At 67.7% G+C, this 20,574-nt stretch carries 20 protein-coding genes; 15 read left to right on the forward strand and 5 right to left on the reverse strand.

Annotated elements, in window-relative coordinates; genetic code table 11:
- Positions 1-504 carry an aminoacyl-tRNA deacylase gene (locus tag OV287_RS08330; protein ID WP_267533455.1) on the reverse strand — a complete coding sequence of 168 codons (504 nt, stop codon included), beginning with the start codon at positions 502-504 and terminating at the stop codon, positions 1-3.
- A 297-nt stretch (positions 505-801) separates the two neighbouring features.
- Between OV287_RS08330 and OV287_RS08335 the strand changes: the two genes are divergently transcribed.
- The 4 genes from OV287_RS08335 (at position 802) to OV287_RS08350 (ending at position 5,221) form a co-directional block, all read left to right on the forward strand.
- Positions 802-2,781 (forward strand): serine/threonine-protein kinase, encoded by a 1,980-nt coding sequence (locus tag OV287_RS08335; RefSeq protein WP_267533456.1) that lies wholly within the window; start codon positions 802-804, stop codon positions 2,779-2,781.
- Between the two features lie 75 nt (positions 2,782-2,856).
- Entirely contained in the window at positions 2,857-3,792 is a 936-nt protein-coding gene (locus OV287_RS08340) for a DUF2381 family protein (protein WP_267533457.1), read from the forward strand.
- Positions 3,793-3,858: 66 nt separating this feature from the next.
- A complete protein-coding gene (locus OV287_RS08345; protein ID WP_267533458.1) occupies positions 3,859-4,116 on the forward strand; it encodes a helix-turn-helix domain-containing protein in 258 nt (85 codons plus the stop codon).
- 289 nt (positions 4,117-4,405) lie between these two features.
- Positions 4,406-5,221, forward strand: coding sequence for a S1 family serine peptidase (locus OV287_RS08350; protein WP_267533459.1), 816 nt, complete (start codon positions 4,406-4,408; stop codon positions 5,219-5,221).
- A gap of 87 nt (positions 5,222-5,308) precedes the next feature.
- Here OV287_RS08350 and astB read toward each other — a convergent pair whose 3' ends face one another.
- Positions 5,309-6,634 carry an N-succinylarginine dihydrolase gene (gene astB, locus OV287_RS08355; RefSeq protein WP_267533460.1) on the reverse strand — a complete coding sequence of 442 codons (1,326 nt, stop codon included), beginning with the start codon at positions 6,632-6,634 and terminating at the stop codon, positions 5,309-5,311.
- A 17-nt stretch (positions 6,635-6,651) separates the two neighbouring features.
- On the opposite strand from astB, the gene OV287_RS08360 reads away from it, so the two are divergent.
- The 5 genes from OV287_RS08360 (at position 6,652) to rpoN (ending at position 11,577) form a co-directional block, all read left to right on the forward strand.
- Positions 6,652-7,566 (forward strand): lysophospholipid acyltransferase family protein, encoded by a 915-nt coding sequence (locus OV287_RS08360; protein WP_373371813.1) that lies wholly within the window; start codon positions 6,652-6,654, stop codon positions 7,564-7,566.
- Between the two features lie 14 nt (positions 7,567-7,580).
- Positions 7,581-8,111, forward strand: a complete 531-nt coding sequence (lptC, locus tag OV287_RS08365) for an LPS export ABC transporter periplasmic protein LptC (protein ID WP_267533462.1) — start codon at positions 7,581-7,583, stop codon at positions 8,109-8,111.
- Positions 8,104-9,069: an LptA/OstA family protein gene (locus OV287_RS08370; protein ID WP_267533463.1), complete on the forward strand. Its 966-nt coding sequence runs from the start codon at positions 8,104-8,106 to the stop codon at positions 9,067-9,069. The genes lptC and OV287_RS08370 overlap by 8 nt, the downstream gene beginning before the upstream one ends.
- The gene (gene lptB / locus OV287_RS08375; RefSeq protein ID WP_267533464.1) at positions 9,066-9,800 is read left to right on the forward strand and encodes an LPS export ABC transporter ATP-binding protein; all 735 of its coding nucleotides are present in this window, start codon (positions 9,066-9,068) and stop codon (positions 9,798-9,800) included. The genes OV287_RS08370 and lptB overlap by 4 nt, the downstream gene beginning before the upstream one ends.
- A gap of 262 nt (positions 9,801-10,062) precedes the next feature.
- Positions 10,063-11,577: an RNA polymerase factor sigma-54 gene (gene rpoN / locus OV287_RS08380; protein ID WP_267533465.1), complete on the forward strand. Its 1,515-nt coding sequence runs from the start codon at positions 10,063-10,065 to the stop codon at positions 11,575-11,577.
- Between the two features lie 144 nt (positions 11,578-11,721).
- Here the strand turns inward: rpoN and OV287_RS08385 are convergent, their stop codons facing one another.
- The gene (locus tag OV287_RS08385; RefSeq protein ID WP_267533466.1) at positions 11,722-12,603 is read right to left on the reverse strand and encodes a L,D-transpeptidase family protein; all 882 of its coding nucleotides are present in this window, start codon (positions 12,601-12,603) and stop codon (positions 11,722-11,724) included.
- Positions 12,604-12,698: 95 nt separating this feature from the next.
- Here OV287_RS08385 and OV287_RS08390 point away from each other — a divergent pair, with 95 nt between their 5' ends.
- A complete protein-coding gene (locus OV287_RS08390; protein WP_267533467.1) occupies positions 12,699-13,325 on the forward strand; it encodes a GNAT family N-acetyltransferase in 627 nt (208 codons plus the stop codon).
- On the opposite strand, the gene OV287_RS08395 is transcribed toward OV287_RS08390, so the two are convergent.
- Complete coding sequence (locus OV287_RS08395) at positions 13,264-14,409, reverse strand: glycosyltransferase (RefSeq protein ID WP_267533468.1); 1,146 nt, start codon at positions 14,407-14,409, stop codon at positions 13,264-13,266. The genes OV287_RS08390 and OV287_RS08395 overlap by 62 nt on opposite strands.
- Positions 14,410-14,431: 22 nt before the next feature.
- Positions 14,432-15,457: an NADP-dependent oxidoreductase gene (locus OV287_RS08400; protein ID WP_267533469.1), complete on the reverse strand. Its 1,026-nt coding sequence runs from the start codon at positions 15,455-15,457 to the stop codon at positions 14,432-14,434.
- A gap of 143 nt (positions 15,458-15,600) precedes the next feature.
- Here OV287_RS08400 and OV287_RS08405 point away from each other — a divergent pair, with 143 nt between their 5' ends.
- The 5 genes from OV287_RS08405 (at position 15,601) to OV287_RS08425 (ending at position 20,524) form a co-directional block, all read left to right on the forward strand.
- Complete coding sequence (locus OV287_RS08405) at positions 15,601-16,377, forward strand: hypothetical protein (RefSeq protein ID WP_267533470.1); 777 nt, start codon at positions 15,601-15,603, stop codon at positions 16,375-16,377.
- A gap of 100 nt (positions 16,378-16,477) precedes the next feature.
- Positions 16,478-17,356, forward strand: a complete 879-nt coding sequence (locus OV287_RS08410) for a glucose 1-dehydrogenase (RefSeq protein ID WP_267533471.1) — start codon at positions 16,478-16,480, stop codon at positions 17,354-17,356.
- A 959-nt stretch (positions 17,357-18,315) separates the two neighbouring features.
- Positions 18,316-18,633 carry a hypothetical protein gene (locus OV287_RS08415; protein ID WP_267533472.1) on the forward strand — a complete coding sequence of 106 codons (318 nt, stop codon included), beginning with the start codon at positions 18,316-18,318 and terminating at the stop codon, positions 18,631-18,633.
- Entirely contained in the window at positions 18,634-19,257 is a 624-nt protein-coding gene (locus tag OV287_RS08420; RefSeq protein WP_267533473.1) for a hypothetical protein, read from the forward strand.
- A 184-nt stretch (positions 19,258-19,441) separates the two neighbouring features.
- Entirely contained in the window at positions 19,442-20,524 is a 1,083-nt protein-coding gene (locus tag OV287_RS08425) for an SMI1/KNR4 family protein (RefSeq protein WP_267533474.1), read from the forward strand.
- The last annotated feature ends 50 nt before the right edge of the window (positions 20,525-20,574 follow it).

The following is a 20,574-nucleotide window of genomic DNA, read 5'->3' on the forward strand; positions in this document are numbered from 1 at the left end:
TCACGCGTGCAGGTCGTGCTGCACCGTGTTCCGCTCCGGGTGCTCCAGCGAGATGGAGGCCGTCCTGGGTGTCTCGAGGCCGATGAAGTCCTTGACGCTCACCTCCAGTGCCTCCTCATGGGAGCCGGCGCGTAGCAGCAGGTCCTCGGCCCCTTCGAGCTTCTCGTCCATGAGCAACGGCAGCCCGTAGAGATGGCCAAAGGGCGGCTCCGCGCCCAGCTCGCACTCGGGGAAGCGGTCCGCGAACACGTCCTCGGTGGCCAGCCGGGCCTCCTGGGTGCCGAGCACCTCGCGCACCTTCTGCAGGTCCAGGATGTCCGCCGCGGGAATGAGGCAGATCCACAACTGCCCGTCGGCCTCGATGATGACGGACTTGGCCACGCGGTAGCCCGTCACATGGAGCGCCTGGGCCAACTCCTGCGCCGTGACCGCGCGCGGATGCCAGTGGCGAAGAAACGGCACGTGCTGCTGCTGGAGATAGTTCTGGATGGGCTCGGGAATCATGGTGGCACCTTCTGTCTCGAAGGTGGACTGTCTTTGCCCTTCAGGCCATGGCTGGCCGGGCGCGTGCCTCCCAGGCGGGCGGACTCACGCCCCGCGACTCGCATGCCCGCACTCGTTGATGTCAATGATTAAGAATTTTTTATCACACATGTTTATTTATCTTACTCGTTGACGTCAATGAGTAACCCGCGCGGGTGCCAGTTTCTGCTGGCCGCGGCTGCGGGGTGAATGCCCTGCGAGCGCGCCCATCAGTTGTCAGCGGTCATGTTAGGCTGGATGACTCTGGAGGTAGCGCGCATGAGCGAGGCCGTCGAGGGGCAGGTTGCGGCGCAGCGGCGGTGGGCGGCGAAATGGCCGCGTTGGGCGGAGCGGGAGGAGGCGGGGCCGCCCGCGCTCGGGACGGTGGTGGACGGCTACCGGCTGGAGCGGCGGTTGGGGGAGGGCGGACAGGGCACGGTATACCGAGCGCGCCGGGGAAGGCGGCTGTACGCCATCAAGTTCCTGTCGCTGGACTCGCCGGATTGGGCCTGGCGGGAGCTGGAGGTGCGGCTGCGGCTGCGGCGCGTGGGCGGCCTCGCGGTGGAGAGCCACGGGTTGTGGCCTCACGCGGCGCCGCGTTTCCTCTACCTCGTCACTCCCTACGTGCACGGGCGCCCGCTGTATGCGTGGACTCGGGAGAAGAATCCCACCGCGCGTGAGGGGGGCTGGTTGGCGCGGTGGTTGGCGCGGCAGCTCGTGCAGGTGCATGCGGCCGGCGTGGTGCACCGGGACCTCAAGGGCTCCAACGTGCTGGTGGGCAAGAAGGATGGGCGGCCGGTGCTGGTGGACTTCGGGGTGGGTACATACGTGGGCGCGCCCGAAATCACCAATCCCCTGGGGCTGCCGGGCACTCGGCACTACCGCAGCCCCGAGGCGCTGCGCTTCCGGCGCGAGAGGGCAGGTGAGCACTCCCCGGCAAGGGCCTCGGATGACCTGTGGGCCCTGGGCGTTCTCCTCTACTGGCTGCTCACGGGTGGTTATCCCTTCGACACCGAGGAGGTGGACGAAGGGGCGCTGGCGGACCTCATCCTGAAGCACGAGCCCGAGCCCCCGCACGTGCTCAACCCGCGAGTGCCCCGGGCGCTGAGCGAGCTGTGCCTGCGCATGCTGGAGAAGTCGCCCGAGGCGCGCTTCGCGGATGCAGAGGCGTTGGGTGCGGCGCTGGAGGCGGTGCTGGCGGAGGCGGACGCTGCCTGGGACGTGCCGCTGTGCGAGCAATGGGGCCCGGATGATGCCACCACGCCCCAGGAGAAGTGGCTGGACTGGGGAGGACTGAGGGACAAGGCGCGGCGGCTGCTGTCGTATGCGAGGCGGCACCCCCGGCGTGGCCGGCCCGTGTCCCAGGCGGAGGCGTCCACGCTTCCGCGCGCTCCTGAAGACACTCCGCCCGCGGCGAGCACGCGGTCCAGCTCCTGGCGCGCGCTGGCCTGGGGCGGTGCCGCGTTGGCTTTGGGCCTGGCGGGTTTGCTCCTCCTGCTGCGTTTTCCGTCTGGCCCCACTCCCGAGGTGATGCCCGCCCCCAGCATGCGACAGGTAACGAAGTCCGGCCAGGAAGTGGCGTCAGCCGTGAAGCCGCCGGAAGGTGACGCAGGCGCAGCGCCCGAGACGGCGCCAACCCCTGCGCCCGTCGCGGTTGCGACGCCTCGGAAGGACGGCACGCGCGTGAGGACTCCCAAGCAGACTTCTACCCCCCGGCCGCAAACGCAGCGGGCCACACAGGGCTCGCTGCTCGACGCCGCTGGAAGGACATGCGTCCTGGTCTGGGCCGCGGGTCAGTTCGCCTGTGCCAGCCCCGAGCCCCAGGTGCGCCCCGTCGCCACGACCACCGCGCGCCAGCCTCCGCCCATAGATTGTCCCCCCGGCTCCGTGGAGACGATGAAGGAGTTGAGGATGCCCGTCACGTCGCGCAACGACGCCGTCTTCCTCATCGACGGAGAGCTCGTCATCAGTCAACGCATCACCGTGCGCCCGGGTCAGGCGGTCACGCTCACCATGGGGGATGAGTGGGGGAGGTTGCCGCCCCGCACCGTGTTCTCCGGGCAGCTCCTTTTCGGGGAGGGGCGCGTCTACGGACGCTTCACCCAGGCGAGCACCCCCGATGGGCTGACGTACTCCGTCTGCCTCAACCTCTATGACAAAACGGTGGACGGCGAACGCGGTGTGGTGATGAAGCCCGGCAGCGGTCAGGACTCCGCGATCATCTTCTCCTCGGTGTTTCTCTATGCAGTGAAGCGCTAGGCGGAGTGGGAGCGAAAGAAGCGAGACCAACGTGGGAGGTTCTGCTAGTATCTCCACTTCAGAGGTCTTGTTCCCATGCCCGCTTGCTTCCCCAACGCCGCTCTGCTGCTCTTGCTCTTTGGCGCGCCCGCAGTCGCCCAGCCGTTCACGACCTCTGGGGACCTGTCGGGCACACCCCGCTTCACCGTGACGGCGGACACGGCGGATGAGGCACGGGAAGTGCCCATCAGCCCGAATCGCGCTGTCATCTTTCTCTTCAACACGCCCGTCCAAGCTGGGGGCGCAATCGTGGAGGAGCGTGAGCGCTTCCGGCAGGTGTCGCTGTCGGAGGACGGGCTCATGCTCACGCTGCTGCCCTCGGGCGAGCTGAAGCCGAGCAGGCGGTTGACGTTGACGGTGCGATTCGCGGATGGAGCACCGCCCACGAGTCTGGACTTCACGTTGGTGGTGTCTCCGCGGGCCGAGGTGCAAGTGGAGGTCTACCGCCAGCTGCGCCCGTGCGACTCGTACCGGCAACAGTCCGAGGAGGCGGAGGCGAGAGTTTTGCAATGTCAGACGCAACTGGCACGGGAGCGCGCGGAGCGTGATGCACCTGGGGGGCTCATCGGTCTGCTCGTCTTGAATCACATGGACGAGGATGGCATCCGCTCCAGGCACATCACCGAGGACATCTCGCTCCGCCCCGGAGAAGCCTTCACCGTGGACCGTGCGGTGAGCTACCGCGCCATGGGTGGAGAGAAGGACGCCAAGGTGACGCGATTGGCGGTGGAATTGAAGCTCTGGAACCGGGGCACCGAGCCCTGGACTCCCACGCACGCGCAGCTCGTGGGCCAAGGGGGGCGGTGGGATTTGGAGGTGTGGCCGCCTCGGCCCATTGCTCCGGGCGAGTCGCTTCGTGTGCTGGTGGAGGTGGAGGTGCCTGGAGAGCCGGCCTCCGGCCCCTACCTGCTCAAACTTTGGGACGAGAGCACCGCCCGGACGCTCACGCTTTCGGGAGTGATGTTCCCGTGATTCACGACAACAGGAGTCTTCAAATGCAGAGCAGCTTCAATTCACCTCGTTACTCGGAGATTACTCATGTCTGACATTCGCTATGCCTGGGGCGGGTTTCTCGTGCTCGCGATCACTCTTCGGACCGCACGGGAGCAGGCGGGCCTCACCCAGCAGCAGGTCGACGAGGCCACTGGCATGCACCCGGGAGTATGCAGCGAGATCGAGAACGTGCAGAGGAGGCCATCCAACGAGATGCTCCGACGCCTCTGTACGCTTCTGCGTATGGATTACCCGGCGGTGTTGGCCATCTTGGACCGCGGAGGCAACACCCTCCCGTGCTGACGCGCGGCGCTTCCGAGGTGGCCCTGTTTTAGCTCCGTCACGCTCAGGGCCCTCTCGTTTTCTCACCAGGCGAGTCTCTATCGGCGAGCCGTTTTGTGTTCATGGTGGCGCAGCGCAAGCCTTTGTCACAATCGTGTCGCTGCGTGGTGTAATGATGGGTTGGGATTGTAATGCTTGATTAGTCAGACAGGCATGCGATACGAGAATTCATGTCGCAGGGCGGAGTAGCGCCTGTGGCATGACATCAACCACAACCGAGAGACCGGCTCATGGCCGGACTGGAGACACCATGAAGCAGCAGATTTTGCTGGCGGCACTCGTGTCGGCGAGCCTTTTCACGGGGTGCGGCGAGCCCATGGACGAAGCTTCCGCCGAGCAGCAGCCGGCGGTCGAGGCGACGGGCCAGAAGGAGCAGGAGATCGTCGGCGGCGCGTACGCCTATCAGAACCAGTTCCCCTACCAGGTGCGCATCCTGGTGGACGGGAACACCTACTGTGGCGGCTCGCTCATCAAGCCGAACTGGGTACTCACCGCGGGCCACTGCGTGGATGGCATTGACCCGTCGCGAATGACGGTTGTCGCGGGTGACCACACCATCACCGGCTACGAGTCCACCGAGCAGTCGCAGACGGTGTATGGCCATGCGAAGTACCCCTATTTCCAGTACATTTCTGGCGCGCCCGTGCACGACGTGGCGGTCATCCTGCTCAACGGCTCGTTCTGGCTGAATGGCGCGGTGCAGACCATTGCCCTGCCCTCCTACCCGGCGCCGCAGACGTCCATGACGGCGAGCGGCTGGGGTTGGCCGTGGGGCGGTGCCTACGGCGCCTCCGACCAGTTGAAGTACGCCGGCCTGCCCGTCAACCCCGTCACCTCGTGCAACGGCTGGCTGGCGCGCAACCTGTACGCCGGCCTGGAGCTGTGCGTGGGCTACTCGAACGGTGTCTCGGGTGGCTGCCACGGTGACAGCGGTGGTCCGCTGGCCTACGGCGGGCAGCTGTTTGGCGTGGTGAGCTGGGGCCGCGGCGTCTCGTGCGACTCGTACACCGTCTTCGCGGACGTGTACTCGTACGTGTCGTGGATTCAGTCCTACACCGGCCCGTGATGTTCCGGCGCCGCGCGCGGCGGCCTTCGTCTCCGCGCGCGGTGCCTTCTTCCTCGAGTCCCGCCCTCAGAGGGCAGGCTCACCGTCTCACTTCTGGAAGTCGTAGACGCTGCCCAGGTTGAGGATGCGCGTCAGCTCGTCCAGCGCCGTCATCGTCTCGCGGGCCAGCTTCGGGTCCGCCAGGTCCCCGGCGCGCAGGTCCTCGCGGTAGTGCCGCTTCACCCAGCCGGCGAGCGCCTCGTGCAGCTCCGGCGTGTAGAAGACGTTGGCCTTCACCGCGGCGCGCTCGGTGTCGGTGAGCCACACGCGCTGGCGCAGGCACGCCGGACCGCCGCCGTTGTTCATCGACTGGCGCACGTCCAGGTAATGCACTCGCTTCACCGGGTTGTTCTCGGCCACCACGCGCTCCAGGAAGCGCCGCGCCGGCTCCGTCTCCCGGCTCTCCTCGGGAGCGATGATGGCCATGGTGCCGTCCGGCAGCGTCAGCACCTGCGAGTTGAAGGGGTACGCCTTCACCGCGTCCCGCGCCGGCAGCTCGTCGTTGCTGGCCAGCACGTAGGTGAAGCCCTCGCCCAGCTTCTCGCGCAGCGTCTTCAGCAGCCCCTGTGGGTCCACGAAGGCCAGCTCGTGCAGCATGAGGAAGCTCTGGTTGCCCACCGCCAGCACGTCCGTGTGGAAGGCGCCCGCGTCGATTCCCTCGGGGGCCTGCTGCGGCAGCAGCACCTGTGCCGGGTCCAGCTTGTGGAGCCGCGCGAGGGCCTGGCTGGACTCATACGTCTGACGGGCGGGGAAGCGGGTGGGGTGGCGCACATCGTCCCGCCACGCGCTCCGGCCCCAGGCGAGCAGGTGCACCGCCTTGTGTCCCGGGGTGACGAGCCGGGTGTGGTTGGCCGCGCCCTCGTCCGCGAAGTGCCCGCCGCCGGGCAGTGGCGCGTGCACGGCGAAGTGCTTCTCGTCCGCGAAGATGGAGCGCAGCACCGAGTGCGTCGTCTCCGCCTCCAGCGCCCGGTGGAACATCTGCTGGAGGTTGGCCGGCGTCAGGTGCATGCGCCCATCCGCTGTGTCCTCCGACGGCGCCCCCGTGGCCGCGTTCGCCGTCCACATGGCCGCGGAGCTGGACGTCAGCCGCAGCAGGTGCTCGGCCTCCTTGCCGGCTCGGGTGATGACCTCCTCGTCCGTGCCGCTGAAGCCCAGCGCGCGCAGCGCCTTGAGCGAGGGCCTCGGCTGGGGCGGCAGCACCGCCTGTCCCACCCCCAGGTTCGCCACGAAGCGCATCTTCTCCAGGCCCTGGAGGGCCGCCCCGCGGGGGTGGCTCACCTCGCCGCCATGGAGGGCGGAGGCCAGGTTGCCGGGCGACAGGCCGCCGTAATTGTGGGTGGGACCGACGATGCCGTCGAAGTTGTATTCGCGCATGGGATATGGAACCGCTTGTGGAGCGCCCTCCCTTAGCAAAGCGCCTCAAGCGTTTCCTCCGCTACCTGCTCGTCCGGGTGGTATTGGCCATTGTCAGCCGGCTCCCGCTGGGCTTCGCCCGGTGGTTGGGGGTGGGCTTCGGCCGGCTCGCCTTCGCCGTGGCCGGTGGGGAGCGCCGCAAGGCCTTGAAGTCACTGGCCCGAGCCTTTCCGGAGAAGTCCGACGCGGAGCGGCATGAGCTCGCCCGCGCCTCCTTCCTCCACCTGGGCATGGCCGTCTTCGAGGTAGGCGCTACCGCCTCCATGGACCGGCAGCTCGAGCGCCTGGTCCTCTGGCAGGCGGAGGATCGAGCCGTGTTGGAGGCGGCGCTCGCTCGGGGCAAGGGGGTCGTCTTCGTCTCCGGCCATGTGGGCAACTGGGAGCTGCTGGCCCGGCGGGTGGCGCGCGCGGGCTACCCCAGCCAGAGCATCGCCAAGGAGACCACGGACCCACGGCTCACTACGCTCGTCGAGCGCTTCCGGGCCCAGGGCGGGGTGCGGAGCATCTGGCGTGGCCAGGAGGGGGCGGCGCGGGCCATGCTGCGCGCCCTCAAGGCGGGGGAAATTCTCGGGCTGCTCATCGACCAGGACACGAAGGTGCAGTCCGTCTTCGTCCCTTTCTTCGGCGAGCTGGCGGCCACCCCCCGGGCGGCGGCGGACCTGGCCCTGCGTACGGGCGCCGCGGTGGTGGTGGGCTTCTGTCAGCGCGAGGGCGACGGCTACCGACTGTGGATGCAGGAAGTCCCCTGGCAGGCGAGCGGAGACCGCGAGGCCGATGCGGTGACGCTCACGGCCGCTCTCTCGCTGAGCATCGAGGCAGCCATCCGCCGGGCCCCCGAGCAATGGGTGTGGATGCACCAGCGTTGGAAGACCCGTCCCACGCCCAGCCAGTGATAGAGATCGGCCTCGTGCCCCGTACCTTCCTCAGCCTCCTTGCCCTCCTGGCGGCCTGCACCCCGAAGCAGGCGCCTGAAAACGCCTCCGCGCCTCCCGCAGTGGTGATGCACGGGGTGCGGCTGCGCTCGTACGACGGCAGCACCCTGAGCATGACGGGCGAGGCCGAGCAGGCGACCTGGGAGCGCACGGGCGACCTCACCGCCACCCGGGCCACCGTTCGCGTGCCAGACAAGGGCGCTCCGTCCGGACAGAAGGCGGGCAGTACGACGGTGTACGCGAAGCTCATGGAGGGTAGCCCCGGCACGCGGCAGATGGTGGCCTCGGGCGACGTGGAGGTGCGTACCTCCTCGGGGATGGTGGCGCTCACCCCCCGGGCCACTTATGACGGTACCCAGCAGGTGGCGCGGGGCACGGAGGGCGTGGTGGTGACGGGGCCGAGCGGCCGTATGCGCGCGGACTCCTTCTCCTTGTCCTTCGCCAGCGGGCAGTTCGACTTCGAGGGCTCGGTGCAGACCATCGTCCAGGGAGCCGCGCGTGATTGAGTACCTGGCCACGGCCTTCTTCGTCACCCAGCCGGTGCAGCCCACCCTGGTGGCCTCCAGCGCGGAGACGCGCGCCCCCACTTCGGCGGTGGCCGCCCCGCAGGGCAGCGAGACGGAGATCACCTCCAAGCGGATGACCATCCTGCGCGACCAGTCCACCCTCTCGTTCAAGGACGAGGTGCGGGTGAAGCGCGACACGCTGGACCTGCGGTGCGACGAGCTCACCGCCCACTACGCCCAGCTCAAGGGCAAGTACACGGCCACGCACGGCGAGTGCGTGGGCAACGTGCGCGCGGTGGACGGCGAGCGCACCGCCCAGGGCGAGCGGGCCGACTTCGACGTGCCCAACCGCCTGCTGGTGGTGACGGGCAACCCCGAGGCGCAGGAGCCCTCGGCCCACCTCAAGGGCTCAGAGCTGCGCCTGCTGCTCGGCAGCCAGAACTTCGAGGTGAAGGACGCCACCATCACCCTGAAGTCGGCGCCCCTCGAGGCGAAGGGTTCTCAGCAGGACAGCCCGGTGGTCATCACCTCCAAGCGGGTGAATGGAACCCGGGCCCAGGCCGTATTCACGGGCGACGTGGTGGTGAAGCACCGCACCATGGACCTGCGATGCGACAAGCTGACGGCCTCCTACAACAATGCTCGCGAGGTGACGCGGGCGGACTGCACGGGCAACGTGCGCGCGGTGGATGGAGATCGCCGGGCCAAGGGCGAGCGGGCTCGCCTCAACGTGCCCTCTGGTACGCTGGTGGTGACGGGCAATCCCGAGGCGGAGGACCCGATGATCCACATCAAGGGCACCGAGGTCCGCATGACGCTCGGGGGCAAGAGCTTCGAGGGGAAGGACACCACCGTCGTCTTCAAGACGGCGCCCCTGAAGGAGCAGCAGCAGCGCAAGGGTGCCCCGGGTGGGGCGGTGGGTAACACGGAGCAGTCTGGGGGGACGAAGCAGCCATGAGTCATTTGTTCGCCGAGGGCCTGCAGAAGAGCTTCCGGGCCCGCAAGGTGGTGCAGGGTGTCTCCTTCCACGTCTCGCAGGGCGAGGTGGTGGGGCTGCTCGGCCCCAACGGCGCGGGCAAGACGACGAGCTTCAACATGGTGGTGGGCCTGGTGCGGCCCGACGCCGGACGGGTGCGCGTGGACGACGAGGACCTCACGCCCCTGCCCATGCACCGGCGCGCCCTCCGCGGTCTGGGCTACCTCCCCCAGGAGGCCTCCGTCTTCCGCAAGCTCACCGTGCACGAGAACTTCCTGGCCGTGCTCGAGCTGCAGAAGAACCTGGACAAGGCCAGCCGGGAGCGGCGCGCCCGCGAACTGCTGGAGGAGTTTGGCCTGAGCCACGTGGCCCACTCCTTCGGCGAGACGCTCTCCGGGGGCGAGCGCCGCCGCGCGGAGATTGCTCGCTCGCTCATCCCCAACCCTCGCTTCATCCTCTTTGACGAGCCCTTCGCCGGCGTGGACCCCATCAACGTGGGCGACCTCCAGCGGCAGATCGCCCTCCTGAAGTCCCGTGGCCTGGGCGTCCTCATTACCGACCACAACGTCCAGGACACCCTGGGCATCTGCGATCGCGCCTACATCATCGCACAGGGTGAAATCCTGGAAGAGGGCACGCCGCAACAGATTGCCTCCTCGGCCCGGGCGCGGGCGGTGTACCTGGGCGAGCGATTCCGCTTGCAGTCGGTTTGAGGGCCGAAATTCCGGCTTCGCGGGCCCCTGGTAGGCCGGCTACCACCCCTCGCGGTTGGTTGCCCGCACGTCCATTCTCCAACGTCTGCACGTTGGGATGAGACAGTGCAAGTAGGCGGAATAAAAGAAGAATTTCACGAAATGCAAAGTGCGGGCCGGACTCTCGGACACTGGACGAAGTCAGGGGGCCTTGCTACTTTGGCACGGTCCTTGATGGCGGGCCGCCGTCGAGTCGATTGTTGAAACGGGCGGGAGACAGAGAATGGCGATGGAACTCAAGCAGAGCCTGAAGCTTTCGCAGCAGCTGGTGATGACGCCCCAGCTGCAGCAGGCCATCAAGCTGCTGCAACTCTCGCGGATGGAGCTGCTGGAGCAGGTCCGTGAGGAGATGGACCAGAACCCCCTCCTGGAGCAGCCCGACGAGACGCCTTTTGGCGATACGACCGACAAGGAGCCCGGTGAGGCCTCCATGGAGGCGGCGAACACGGAGCTGCCCGCGGGGGTGGAAGCCCGGACGCCGGACGCGGCCCCCGAGTTCAAGGCGGATGGGGATGGCCCGCCGGAGATCGACTGGGAGGCCTACCTCAACAGCTACCAGTTCAACGAGCCCACGACTGCCTCCAACAAGGGCAACGTGGCAACCGAGGACCTGCCTTCTTTCGAAGCCAACCTGGTGGAGAAGGAGGACCTGGTTGACCACTTGCAGGAGCAGCTCGGGACACTGCGGCTCAACGAGGCCGAGCGGCGCATCGGGATGCTGATTCTGGGCAACCTGGACCACGACGGGTACCTGAAGCTGGACGATGTGGAGGGAGATCCGCTCATCCGCCTGGCCAACGAGGCGGACGTGCCCATGGGGCTGGCCGAGCGGACGCTGCGGCGCATCCAGAACCTGGATCCCAAGGGCTGCGCCGCCCGGGACTTGCAGGAGTGCCTGCTCATCCAGGTGTCGGCGCTCAAGGACAAGTCCGCGCCGCTGCTGGGCCTCATCATCAAGCGCCACATGAAGTACCTCGAGAGCAAGAACCTTCCGGCCATCGCGAAGGACTTGAAGGTGCCGCTCGAGGAGGTGGTGGAGGCCTCCAAGCTGCTGCCGAAGCTGGACCCGAAGCCGGGCCGCAACTTCAGCGGAGACGACGCGCAGTACATCACCCCCGACGTGTTCGTCTACAAGATGGGCGACGACGAGTACACGGTGGTGCTGAACGATGACGGCCTGTCGAAGCTGCGGATTTCGGGCACGTACCGCAACGCGCTGAAGAGCGGCGGGGTGGGGCCGGGGCAGACGAAGGAGTTCATCCAGGAGAAGCTGCGCAGCGCGCAGTGGCTCATCCGCTCCATCCACCAGCGCCAGCGCACCATCTACAAGGTCACTGAGAGCATCGTGAAGTTCCAGAAGGACTTCCTGGACAAGGGCATTGCCCACCTCAAGCCGCTGATTCTGCGGGACGTGGCCGAGGACATCGGGATGCACGAGTCCACGGTGTCGCGCGTGACGACGAACAAGTACGTGCACACCCCGCAGGGCATCTTCGAGCTGAAGTACTTCTTCAACTCGTCCATCGCCCGCGTGTCCGGAGAGGACACGGCGAGCGAGGCGGTGAAGCACCACATCAAGCAGCTAGTGTCGCAGGAAGATACGCGCAACCCGTACTCGGACCAGAAGATCGTCGAGCTGCTCAAGGCGCAGGGCACGGAGATCGCCCGGCGCACGGTGGCCAAGTACCGCGAGGTGCTGGGCATCCTCCCGAGCAGCAAGCGCAAGCGCTACTTCTGAGCCATTTCCCCCTACTTCCCCTTGAGCCCATTTCCCCTCTCCCACTGGGAGAGGAGCCCCCCGTCGTTCAAAGGGGGGGCAAGCCCCCCGGGGTGAGGGTGCCGGGGACCCCGGGTTGAGCCCCTGGTTCGCCCGGCACTGAAGTTACTTGCGCGAGGCCACTGCCCCCGAGAGGTCGGGCGTCTCGGTCGGGGTGGCGGGCGGGGTGCTCAGGTGCGGGTCGTTGATGCTGTCGACGATGGCCACCATGTCCCCGACCTTCAGTGCGTCGTAGAGGACGATGATGTCGGCGTTGTCGTGTCGGACGCACCCATGCGACACATCGCCTCCTTGCTGGGCCGGAGCGCTGGTGCCATGGAGCTCCTCGCCCGAGCGGGAGCCATCGGGCCACGAGAGGTCGATGATGCGAGGCCCGAAGACGGGGCCGCCCCACAGCTTCTTGCCGAGGGCGTGAGACTGGGCCTCGTTGAGCTTGCCCGTCACCAGCTTCAGGCCGGGGTCCGTCTGGGTGGCGCGAGTGCCCACGGCGTTGCCGAAGATGGACTGGAGCCGGCCCTGGGCGTCGAAGAGGAAGGTGCGGTGCTCGTTCTTCACCACCACCACGCGCACGGGTGTGCCCTTGTAGCGGGAGCCCGGCAGGTGCTGCGTCTGCCCACGTTGTCCCGGCGCCGGGGCGAGCGCGTCCAGGGCGCGCAGGGTGACGGCGTCTACCTTGCCGGTGGCCAGCACGGCGGGGAAGGCCGGGCGGGCATGCACCTGGAAGTTGCGCACGGCCTTGGCCGACTGCGCGCCAAAGGCGCCATCCGCGCCTCCGGGCACGCTGAAGCCCATCTCCGCGAGGGCTTGCTGCACGGCGCGCACGCCCGGCCCCTTGGAGCCCGTGGTGAGCGAGGTCTGACCGGCGAGCACTCCCGCCAGCTCTGGCTGGGTGGCGAAGCGCTCGTTGCGCAGAGGGGTCTGGCTGCCAGCACCTGCCGGAGGTGCGGCCGCGGGGGGAGTCGAGGAGCCAGTGGAATCAATGGGCATGGTGTACCTGGTCCGGATGAGAGCGGCGGCTCGTGAGCTTAATCCTCCCTGCGGTGGCGGGGAGGTCCTCTGTGTTGTACGTGTCGCCCATCGATATGTCCTCGACCGACCCCATCCTCTACCGAGAGCCCACGCCCCTCGTCATCCCCTTGGTGACGCTGGAGGGGCAGGTGGTCCGCCTGGAGCCGCTGGCGATGAGCCATGCGCCCGCCCTGGCCGCGGTGGCCGAGCCCGACCTCTTCGAGCAGTTCCCTCAAGTGCTGCGCACGCTCCAGGACATGGAGGCGTACATCTCCGACGCGCTGGCGGCGGCGGAGCGCGGGGTGGAGTGCCCCTTCGTCATCATCGAGAAGGAGACGGGCACGCCGGTGGGCAGCACGCGCTACCTGGATATCCAGCGCAAGCACCGCACGTTGGAGATTGGCAGCACGTGGCTGGCCAGGCGCGTGTGGCGCTCGCGGGTGAACACCGAGTGCAAGTACCTGCTGCTGCGCCACGCCTTCGAGGAGCTGAAGGTGATGCGGGTGCAGCTCAAGACGGACCGGCGCAATGTGCGCTCGCGGGCGGCCATCGAGCGCATTGGCGCGCGCTTCGAGGGCATCCTCCGCCAGCACATGCTGGTGCGCGGCGGCGTGGTCCGCGACAGCGCCTACTACGGCCTCATTGACGGTGAGTGGCCCGAGGCGAAGACCCGCCTGGAGGCGATGCTGGCCGCGCGCTGAGCTCGAGCGCGTCCTCCAGCAGGCGCACCCGGACGGAGGGATGGTAGAGGCTCTCCGCCCGTTGACGGCCCGCGCGTCCCAGGGCCTGTCTCGTCCCGGGGTCCGCCACCCAGCGCGCGAGCACTTCGGCGATGGCGTCTGCTCGGGGCGGCACCCGCGCTCCACAGGTCTCGTCGACGATCTCCCGCGCTCCGCCCATGTCCGTTGTCAGCACCGGCAGGCCCGCGTACATCGCCTCGACGAAGACGATGCCGAAGCCCTCGGGCACCACGTTGGGATGACAGAACACGTCCGCTCCGGTGAACAGCCGCGGGATGTCCGCGCGCTGGCCGAGGAAGCGCACCCGGTCCGTCAGTCCCCACTCCGCTGCCTGGGCTCGCAGGCGCTCCTCGTAGGCTCGCTCTTCCGGACGCTGCACGCCGCCCACCACCAGGCACTCCCAGGCCGTGTCCCGTCCCAACCGCGCGAGCGCCTCCAGCAGCAGCGCGTGCCCCTTGCCCGGCTCCATCCGGCTCAACTGGAGGATGACTGTCGTGCCCTCCGCGACTCCTAGCTCCTGGCGCACGGCGCGGCGCACCTCGGGCTCCTTCGGGATGCGGTCCTCGACGGGACAGCCGGCGACGCGAGGCTCAGGCTGGGGCACCAGGGCTGAGACGGACCCGGCCGTGAACGCCGAGTTGGTGAGGAGCGCATCCGGAGGGAACCGGGCCATCAGCCGGTCCAACCGGTTGTGGGGGTCCACCAGGCTGTGCACGAAGAGAGCCTGCCGGTAGCCGAGCAGCGCCGGGGCCGCGACGAGCTTCAGCCACGTGGAGTGGTACACCACCAGGTCCGGGCTCCACGCGCTCAGGAGCCGGCGCAGCCGGAGCTGGGGCCCCACGAGCGTCCACGGACGCCCCAGCCTCGCCGGGCCGAGCACCTCCACGGAGGCGCCCGCGGCCCGCAGCTCCGTGGCCAGACGGCCCTCGAAGAACAGCGCGAAGCGGTGCTCCAGCCGTCGCGATGACTTCGCCAGCGTCACCAGGAAGGTCTCCACTCCGCCGTACAGGTTTCCCGCCGCCAGATGGAGCACTCGGCCAGCCACGTTGCCTCCTCGCTGCCGCGTCCTACCCCATCCCCGTGGGCTCCGGCGCGACGCGAATCATCCGCTTGCCGATGTTGGCCCCATGCAGCAGGCCCATCAAGGCCCGCGGCGCGTTCTCCAGCCCGTCGATGATGTCCTCGCGGACCTTCAGCCGTCCCTCGGCCACCCAGCCCGCCAGCTCCTGCTCGGCCTGTTTCCGCCGCTCGTAGAAGTCCATGACGATGAAGCCCTCCAGGCGCAGGCGGAGGCTGATCAGCAGCCCCGGAACACCGAGCAGCCTCGGGGGTGGGGTCTCGGTGTCGAGGATGGACACGCAGCCGCAGCAGACGATGCGCCCGTGCTTCTTCATCCGGAACAGCGCCGCCTGGAAGACCGCGCCGCCCACGTTGTCGAAGTAGACGTCCACGCCCTCGGGGCAGCAGGCAGCCAGCCGCTCGGGAAGGTTCTCCGATTGGTAGTCGATGGCCTCGTCGAAGCCGAGCTCCCCGGTGAGCCAGTGGCACTTCTCCGGGCCTCCGGCGATGCCGATGACGCGGCAACCCTGGAGCTTCGCGATCTGCCCGGCGAACGAGCCCACCGCCCCCGCCGCCGCCGACACGAGCACGGTCTCTCCGGCGCGCACCCTCCCGACCTCCAGCATGCCGAAGTACGCCGACTTGCCCGTTATCCCGAGCACGCTCATCCAGTGGGACAAGGGCTTGTGCGGCTCCAGCTTGTAGAGCGCATCTCCTGGGAGCAGGGCGAAGTCCTGCCAGCCGCCCTCGCACTCGACGAGGTCTCCGGGGCGGAAGCGCGCGTCCCGCGAGTCCACCACCTCGTTGAGCGTGAACCCGGCCATCACCTCGCCGAGCCCGATGGGCGGGCGGTAGGTGGGGTCGGGGAACATCCACGCCCGGTTTGCTGGATCCACGGAGAGGTAGAGGGTGCGTGTCAGCACCTCTCCGGTTCCTGGCACGGGGACCGGCGTCTCGCGGTAGTCGAAGTCGGACTCCCGCAGCCGGCCCTCGGGTCTGCGCGCCAGGAGGAACTGGCGGTTGATGGAGGGCATGAGGTGCATCTCCTTTCCGATTCCAGGATGGAAGGCCGGGGGACGGCCTGTGAGGGGGACCTGGGAGTGCTCGGCTGCCTGGTTGGAGTAGGAAGGAGCGTCATGGACCGGGACCTTCCGAAGGGTGATGGTAGGGTGACCTGATGGCTTCCGCTTCGTCTCTCCGTTTCGTTCTGGGCGCGCTCGCCGCGTGTGGGCTTCTCGCCGGTTGTGGCCGCACCGTGGCCCAGCCCGCTACCCTCGCTGACCTCCAGGAGCGCACCCTCAAGTTCACGCTCACGGACGTGGACTCGCTGGAGCGGGACTCGACCGTTGGGGCGTACCGCTTCACCCTCGTGTTCTCCGAGGGGACTTCCTGCGCCCGGCTCGCTGACGGCGCCACCGCCACCCTCAATGGCCAGGCCATGAAGCTCGAGCCCGGTGGCGTGCCCGATACCGGTGTCGGCGGGCGCGACGTGTGCGAGCCGCCGCGCGCCACCTTCGACTTCGACCCCGAGCGCTGGGACAACGAGCCCACCGAGGACCTCCGCGTCATCCTCCAGGACGACACTCACTCGATGGTGCTCGTTCTGCGGGATGCCAAGGCCAAGCGGCGCTTCCTGCGCAGCGGGAGCAGCTCCCCGGGCACCCTGCGGCGCGGGCAGTCCTATACCTACGGTTGGCTGCCCGAGACCGATGTCCTCCAGGCTCCCGCGAAGGTCAGCCTCATCCACAAGAACAGTGGCGCCCTGGCCATCCTCGATGTTCAGCAGGAGGGCAACGCGGCCCACTTCACCGTTCCCTCCGAGACCGTCGAGGGTCAGTACATCCTGCGGATGAGCGGTACTGCCGTCGCGCAGGTGCTCTCCTGCGAGGGCGTAGCCGGCTGCGAGGGAGGTCTCTTCCACTCGGGCGACGTCGACGTCAACGTCAGCAACTGAGCCCGCTCGCCTTCCCGGCAAGGGTCCCTCCCCCGGTGGTTGCCGGGGTCCGGCCGCCTCCCCACCGTGGGCAGGGTAGGCAACCTGAGAGGACCCCACCATGGCTCAGAAGAATCCGCGCGACGCAGGACCCAAGCCCCCGCTGCCTCCCCAGGAGCAGCCACCCCCTGGGCTCGAGGTCGAGATGACCCCCGAGCCGGACTACGGCCTCACCAGCTACAAGGGGCTCGGCCGGTTGAAGGACAGGGTGGTGCTCGTCACCGGAGGCGACAGCGGCATCGGCCGGGCGGTGTGCCTGGCCTTCGCCCGAGAGGGCGCCGACGTGGCCTTCGCCTACCTCAACGAGGACCCAGACGCCGAGGTGACCCGGCGCGCCGTGGAGGACTCGGGCCACCAGGTGCTTGCGCTCAAGGGCGACCTCACCGATGAGAGTGTCTGCCGCCGTATCATCGAGGACACGGTGAAGCGCTTCGGCCGCATCGACGTGCTCGTCAACAACGCGGCCTACCAGGGCAAGTCGGTGGAGAAGTTCGAGGAGCTCACCGCCGAGCGCATCGAGCGCACCTTCCGCACCAACATCATCGCCATGTTCCACCTGGTGCGCTTCGCGCTGCCGCACATGAAGGCCGGTGGTTCCATCATCAACGTGGCCTCCATTCAGGCCTACCAGCCGTCACCGGGCATCCTCGACTACGCGAGCACCAAGGGCGCCATCGTCACCTTCACCAAGGGCCTGGCGCAGGAGCTCATCGAGCGAGGCATCCGCGTCAACGCCGTGGCCCCGGGCCCCGTGTGGACGCCGCTCATCCCCCAGTCCTTCGACGCCGAGAAGGTGAAGAAGTTCGGCCAGCAGTCGCCCATGGGCCGGCCCGCGCAGCCGGTGGAGCTCGCGCCCTCGTTCGTGTTCCTCGCCTCTGATGAGTCACGCTACGTGAACGGCGAAATCCTCGGTGTCACCGGTGGCAAGGCCCTCGCCTGAGCGGCGGGGCCACGCGTGGGAGGCGGCGGCTTCGATTCCCGCCGCCTCCACTCTGTATCTCTGGAAAGGACTCAGCTTTCCGAGAGGCTGTAGCAAGGGGATCGTGGCGCCGTTCGAGTCCTTTTTTGACACCTTCTCGGGCTTCGTCTTGGTGTGGCCCTTGTCGTAGGAGGTGGCGATGACGAGCCGTCCCAACATGGGGGTGTTCGGCTCGTAGCGACCACCCCGGGCGCGCCCCAGTAGGGCGTCATGCCTGCCGCACAGGGGGCTGGCGTGGTCCGGCGCCACGGCCGCCACGCTGGTGAGCGCCACGTTGGAGCGGGAGCCAGCGGAATCGCTAACAGGTCCGCTACCCAACACTCGGACCCTGCGACGCGGCGCGCAGTGACACGGGAGGATTCATGCCACCTGGCGCACCGCACGGGGGCCTCTCGTCACCGGCGGCTCCGCACCGTTCTACGCACAGTGTCAGCGTGTTTTACTGAGCGGCATGTTCCTGCCCAACTCCCGCCGGAGGAATCGGCCCGCGTCACCCGACGCGGCTCCGCTGCGAAACAGCGTGCAGAAGCCAGGAACCGCGCAGCAGGGTGTGCCGCGCAACCTCGGGGAACAGGGACCCGCCCCGGAGGCCGTGCCCGTGCAGCAGGGGGGGCCGCGCTACCTCGGGGGACAGGGACCCGCCGGCGGTGTGGGAGTGCCCAGGTACCTGGGGGGACGTGGCCCGGGGGTGCAACACCAACCCGAGGCGGGAAAGAAAGACTCCGGGACTGGCATTCCGCTCTTCCTGCGCCAAGCCGCGGGCGCCAAGCCGGCCCGCCAGACGGAAAGCGGTGCGGCCGGCGCCAGGGGCATGGGCGGTGGTGCGGCCGCGAGCACGGGCGGTGGAGGCGCCAGCGCGGCTGCCCAGCCAGTCACCGTGGACACGCACAGCCCGGGCGCTGTCCTCGACTCGCTCGCGGATGAAAGAGGTCACGAATCAGCGCGAGCTCTACACCCTCATCAAGCAGGCGCTCGGAGGCAAGGGCGCACGAGGCCTCAATCCGGCTACGAACAACAAACTCCTGATCAATCTCCGTGGATACCAGCTTGAAGTCTATGTAGGGCCGTTGAAGCAGCCCGCTGTAGGCTTGAAGGCCAACTCCATCTACATCAAGGGCGGACCAAACACGTTGAACCCGGCACAAGTCGAAGCGTACGCGAATGCCGTAACCTCCGGGACACGTAGCGTGGATGATATCCGCCGCGAGATTGCCGCACGCTTCGCACGAGGTTTCTAGATGAGCCCCCTGGAACGTGAGTTGAGAGACCGCCTCCGCAAGATCTACGTTGATGGGTGGGTCTATTGGAAAGACCCGCCGGACTATATGGAGCGCATAGAGCGCCAGGTCGAAGTGCTGCGGGAGTGCGTGTCCAGGTGCCTGGGTTGTACCGCTACGGTGCAAACCACTCCAGGAGATATCAACGACTACTACGATATCGAGTGCCCACTGACCTCGGGGTTCCCCGAGAGCAGAGCTGAGCTCGACTACGATCAGCTAGAGCAGGAAGGGCCCGCGGAGTACTTCCAACTGCTGCTGAGCACCGTGGCACCAGTAGTTGCCGGGGTCTGGCATCGCTTCTTCATCCGCGATGGCATGCGACAGCATGAGATGTTCGACTTCCTCAGTGAGGAATGGTTCGCGGGGCACACCGAACACAAGCCGATGGCCCTGGAGATCATACGCAAAGCAGAAGAGCAAGGGCTCACGGTGCTCGGCTGGGATATTACGCTGCTGCCCGCTGACAAAGACTGGCCCCTGGCTCGCCTGATGCCGGAGGACCCAGACCTGCGGCATTATTTGTTTGGGGGCTACTATGATGACTGGGGAGGAATCGTCAAACCCGTTCGTGATACGTTCTGATGCTTTGGGACAAGAACACCCCATGTCGATCCCAGAGAAATTCCGCAGTAAGCGTTCACCGGATCAGGCTTCGAGTAGGTGTCAAAGAACTCGTTCCGACATTTCGCGCTCTCCGAGCCGTCCCTACGAATCGTCTGACACCCTTCCTGGGAAATGAGGGATGCGACAGGTATTGTCTGGCGCAATGACGACCGACCCACGCCCCAAGGACGTACCTCCCGAAGCCACTTTCGATGCCAACGCCAACCTCTGGCGTGAGGGGAGCCCCAACGACCCGCGCGAGCGCCTGTGGATTCATCCGTCGGGCCTCCTGCTGCTCGATGCCACGCGCAAGGACGGCAAGCTCGAGGGTGAGCTCAAGTGGTCGCTCGCCTACCACCAGATGTCCGAGTACGCGCCGCGCGTGGCCATGCAGATGGCGCTCGGTCTGCCGAAGGGGCCGAAAACCACGATGCTCGCGACGTTCGCGGACGGCGTGCTGGTCGAGGTGCGCTTCCGTCCTGGCTTCGACTTCCCGGACACGCTGCGGGTCGAGCTGCGTGACGGTGTCATCGACGGCACCGTCGAGTGGGTCGTCGGGCCGGTCGAGGGAGCACTGTTCGAGCACGGTGACACCAGGCTCCTGCCCAAGGCCTTCAAGCTTCCGAAGCCGTGGCCCCATCGCCTGACGGCGGTCTTCGCCAAGGGCAAGCTGAAGAGCACCACGTACTTCGACAAGGACGGCAACACCCTGGACGTGAGCAAGACGACGCTCACCGAGTGGGGTGAGACCGTCGAGGCGGGCTCCCTGGCTGGCTACATCGAGCGCGGCGACTTCGCGGCGGACGCGGCGCGCTTCTTCCCGAAGGCGTCCCGCGTGTCGAAGCCCGGCAGCGAGAAGGTCCGCGCCGTTCCCGCGGGTCTCGCGCTGGACAAGTTGGTGAAGGACGGTGGTGTGCCGTCGATGACCACCGCCTTCGACTTCGACAGCTACGGCTTCGACTGCAAGAAGGAGGAGCTGTACGGCGCGGCCGATGACAAGTACGTCGGCATCGCGAGCGACGGCTCCGGCGAGATGTTCCTGCTCGACGTCACCACGGGAGAAGTCGTCCGCTACGCGCACGAGGAAGGGACTGTCGCGCAGGCCTTCGCCTCGCTCGACCACCTCGCGTTCTCGCTCCTGCGTGTCGAGGCGGCCGCCAAGAAGGTGATTCCCAAGGCGAAGCTCTCGGCGCTGTTCAAGCGGCTGGGCCTCACCACGGCCGTCGCGCTCCTGAAGGAATACTGAGCGCGCGGCGCCAGGCCGTGTGGAGGCGCTGCTTCGTGGAGCCGAGGAGG

Origin of the sequence: Archangium lansingense, assembly GCF_026626635.1 — a bacterium.
Classification (GTDB): Bacteria; Myxococcota; Myxococcia; order Myxococcales; family Myxococcaceae; genus Archangium; species Archangium lansingense.

Coding starts and splice junctions, on each gene's coding strand:
- OV287_RS08330 (WP_267533455.1), bottom strand. CDS start 504: ATGATTCCCGAGCCCATCCAGAACTATCTCCAGCAGCAGCACGTGCCG.
- OV287_RS08335 (WP_267533456.1), top strand. CDS start 802: ATGAGCGAGGCCGTCGAGGGGCAGGTTGCGGCGCAGCGGCGGTGGGCG.
- OV287_RS08340 (WP_267533457.1), top strand. CDS start 2,857: ATGCCCGCTTGCTTCCCCAACGCCGCTCTGCTGCTCTTGCTCTTTGGC.
- OV287_RS08345 (WP_267533458.1), top strand. CDS start 3,859: ATGTCTGACATTCGCTATGCCTGGGGCGGGTTTCTCGTGCTCGCGATC.
- OV287_RS08350 (WP_267533459.1), top strand. CDS start 4,406: ATGAAGCAGCAGATTTTGCTGGCGGCACTCGTGTCGGCGAGCCTTTTC.
- astB (WP_267533460.1), bottom strand. CDS start 6,634: ATGCGCGAATACAACTTCGACGGCATCGTCGGTCCCACCCACAATTAC.
- lptB (WP_267533464.1), top strand. CDS start 9,066: ATGAGTCATTTGTTCGCCGAGGGCCTGCAGAAGAGCTTCCGGGCCCGC.
- rpoN (WP_267533465.1), top strand. CDS start 10,063: ATGGCGATGGAACTCAAGCAGAGCCTGAAGCTTTCGCAGCAGCTGGTG.
- OV287_RS08385 (WP_267533466.1), bottom strand. CDS start 12,603: ATGCCCATTGATTCCACTGGCTCCTCGACTCCCCCCGCGGCCGCACCT.
- OV287_RS08390 (WP_267533467.1), top strand. CDS start 12,699: ATGTCCTCGACCGACCCCATCCTCTACCGAGAGCCCACGCCCCTCGTC.
- OV287_RS08400 (WP_267533469.1), bottom strand. CDS start 15,457: ATGCCCTCCATCAACCGCCAGTTCCTCCTGGCGCGCAGACCCGAGGGC.
- OV287_RS08405 (WP_267533470.1), top strand. CDS start 15,601: ATGGCTTCCGCTTCGTCTCTCCGTTTCGTTCTGGGCGCGCTCGCCGCG.
- OV287_RS08410 (WP_267533471.1), top strand. CDS start 16,478: ATGGCTCAGAAGAATCCGCGCGACGCAGGACCCAAGCCCCCGCTGCCT.
- OV287_RS08415 (WP_267533472.1), top strand. CDS start 18,316: ATGAAAGAGGTCACGAATCAGCGCGAGCTCTACACCCTCATCAAGCAG.
- OV287_RS08420 (WP_267533473.1), top strand. CDS start 18,634: ATGAGCCCCCTGGAACGTGAGTTGAGAGACCGCCTCCGCAAGATCTAC.
- OV287_RS08425 (WP_267533474.1), top strand. CDS start 19,442: ATGACGACCGACCCACGCCCCAAGGACGTACCTCCCGAAGCCACTTTC.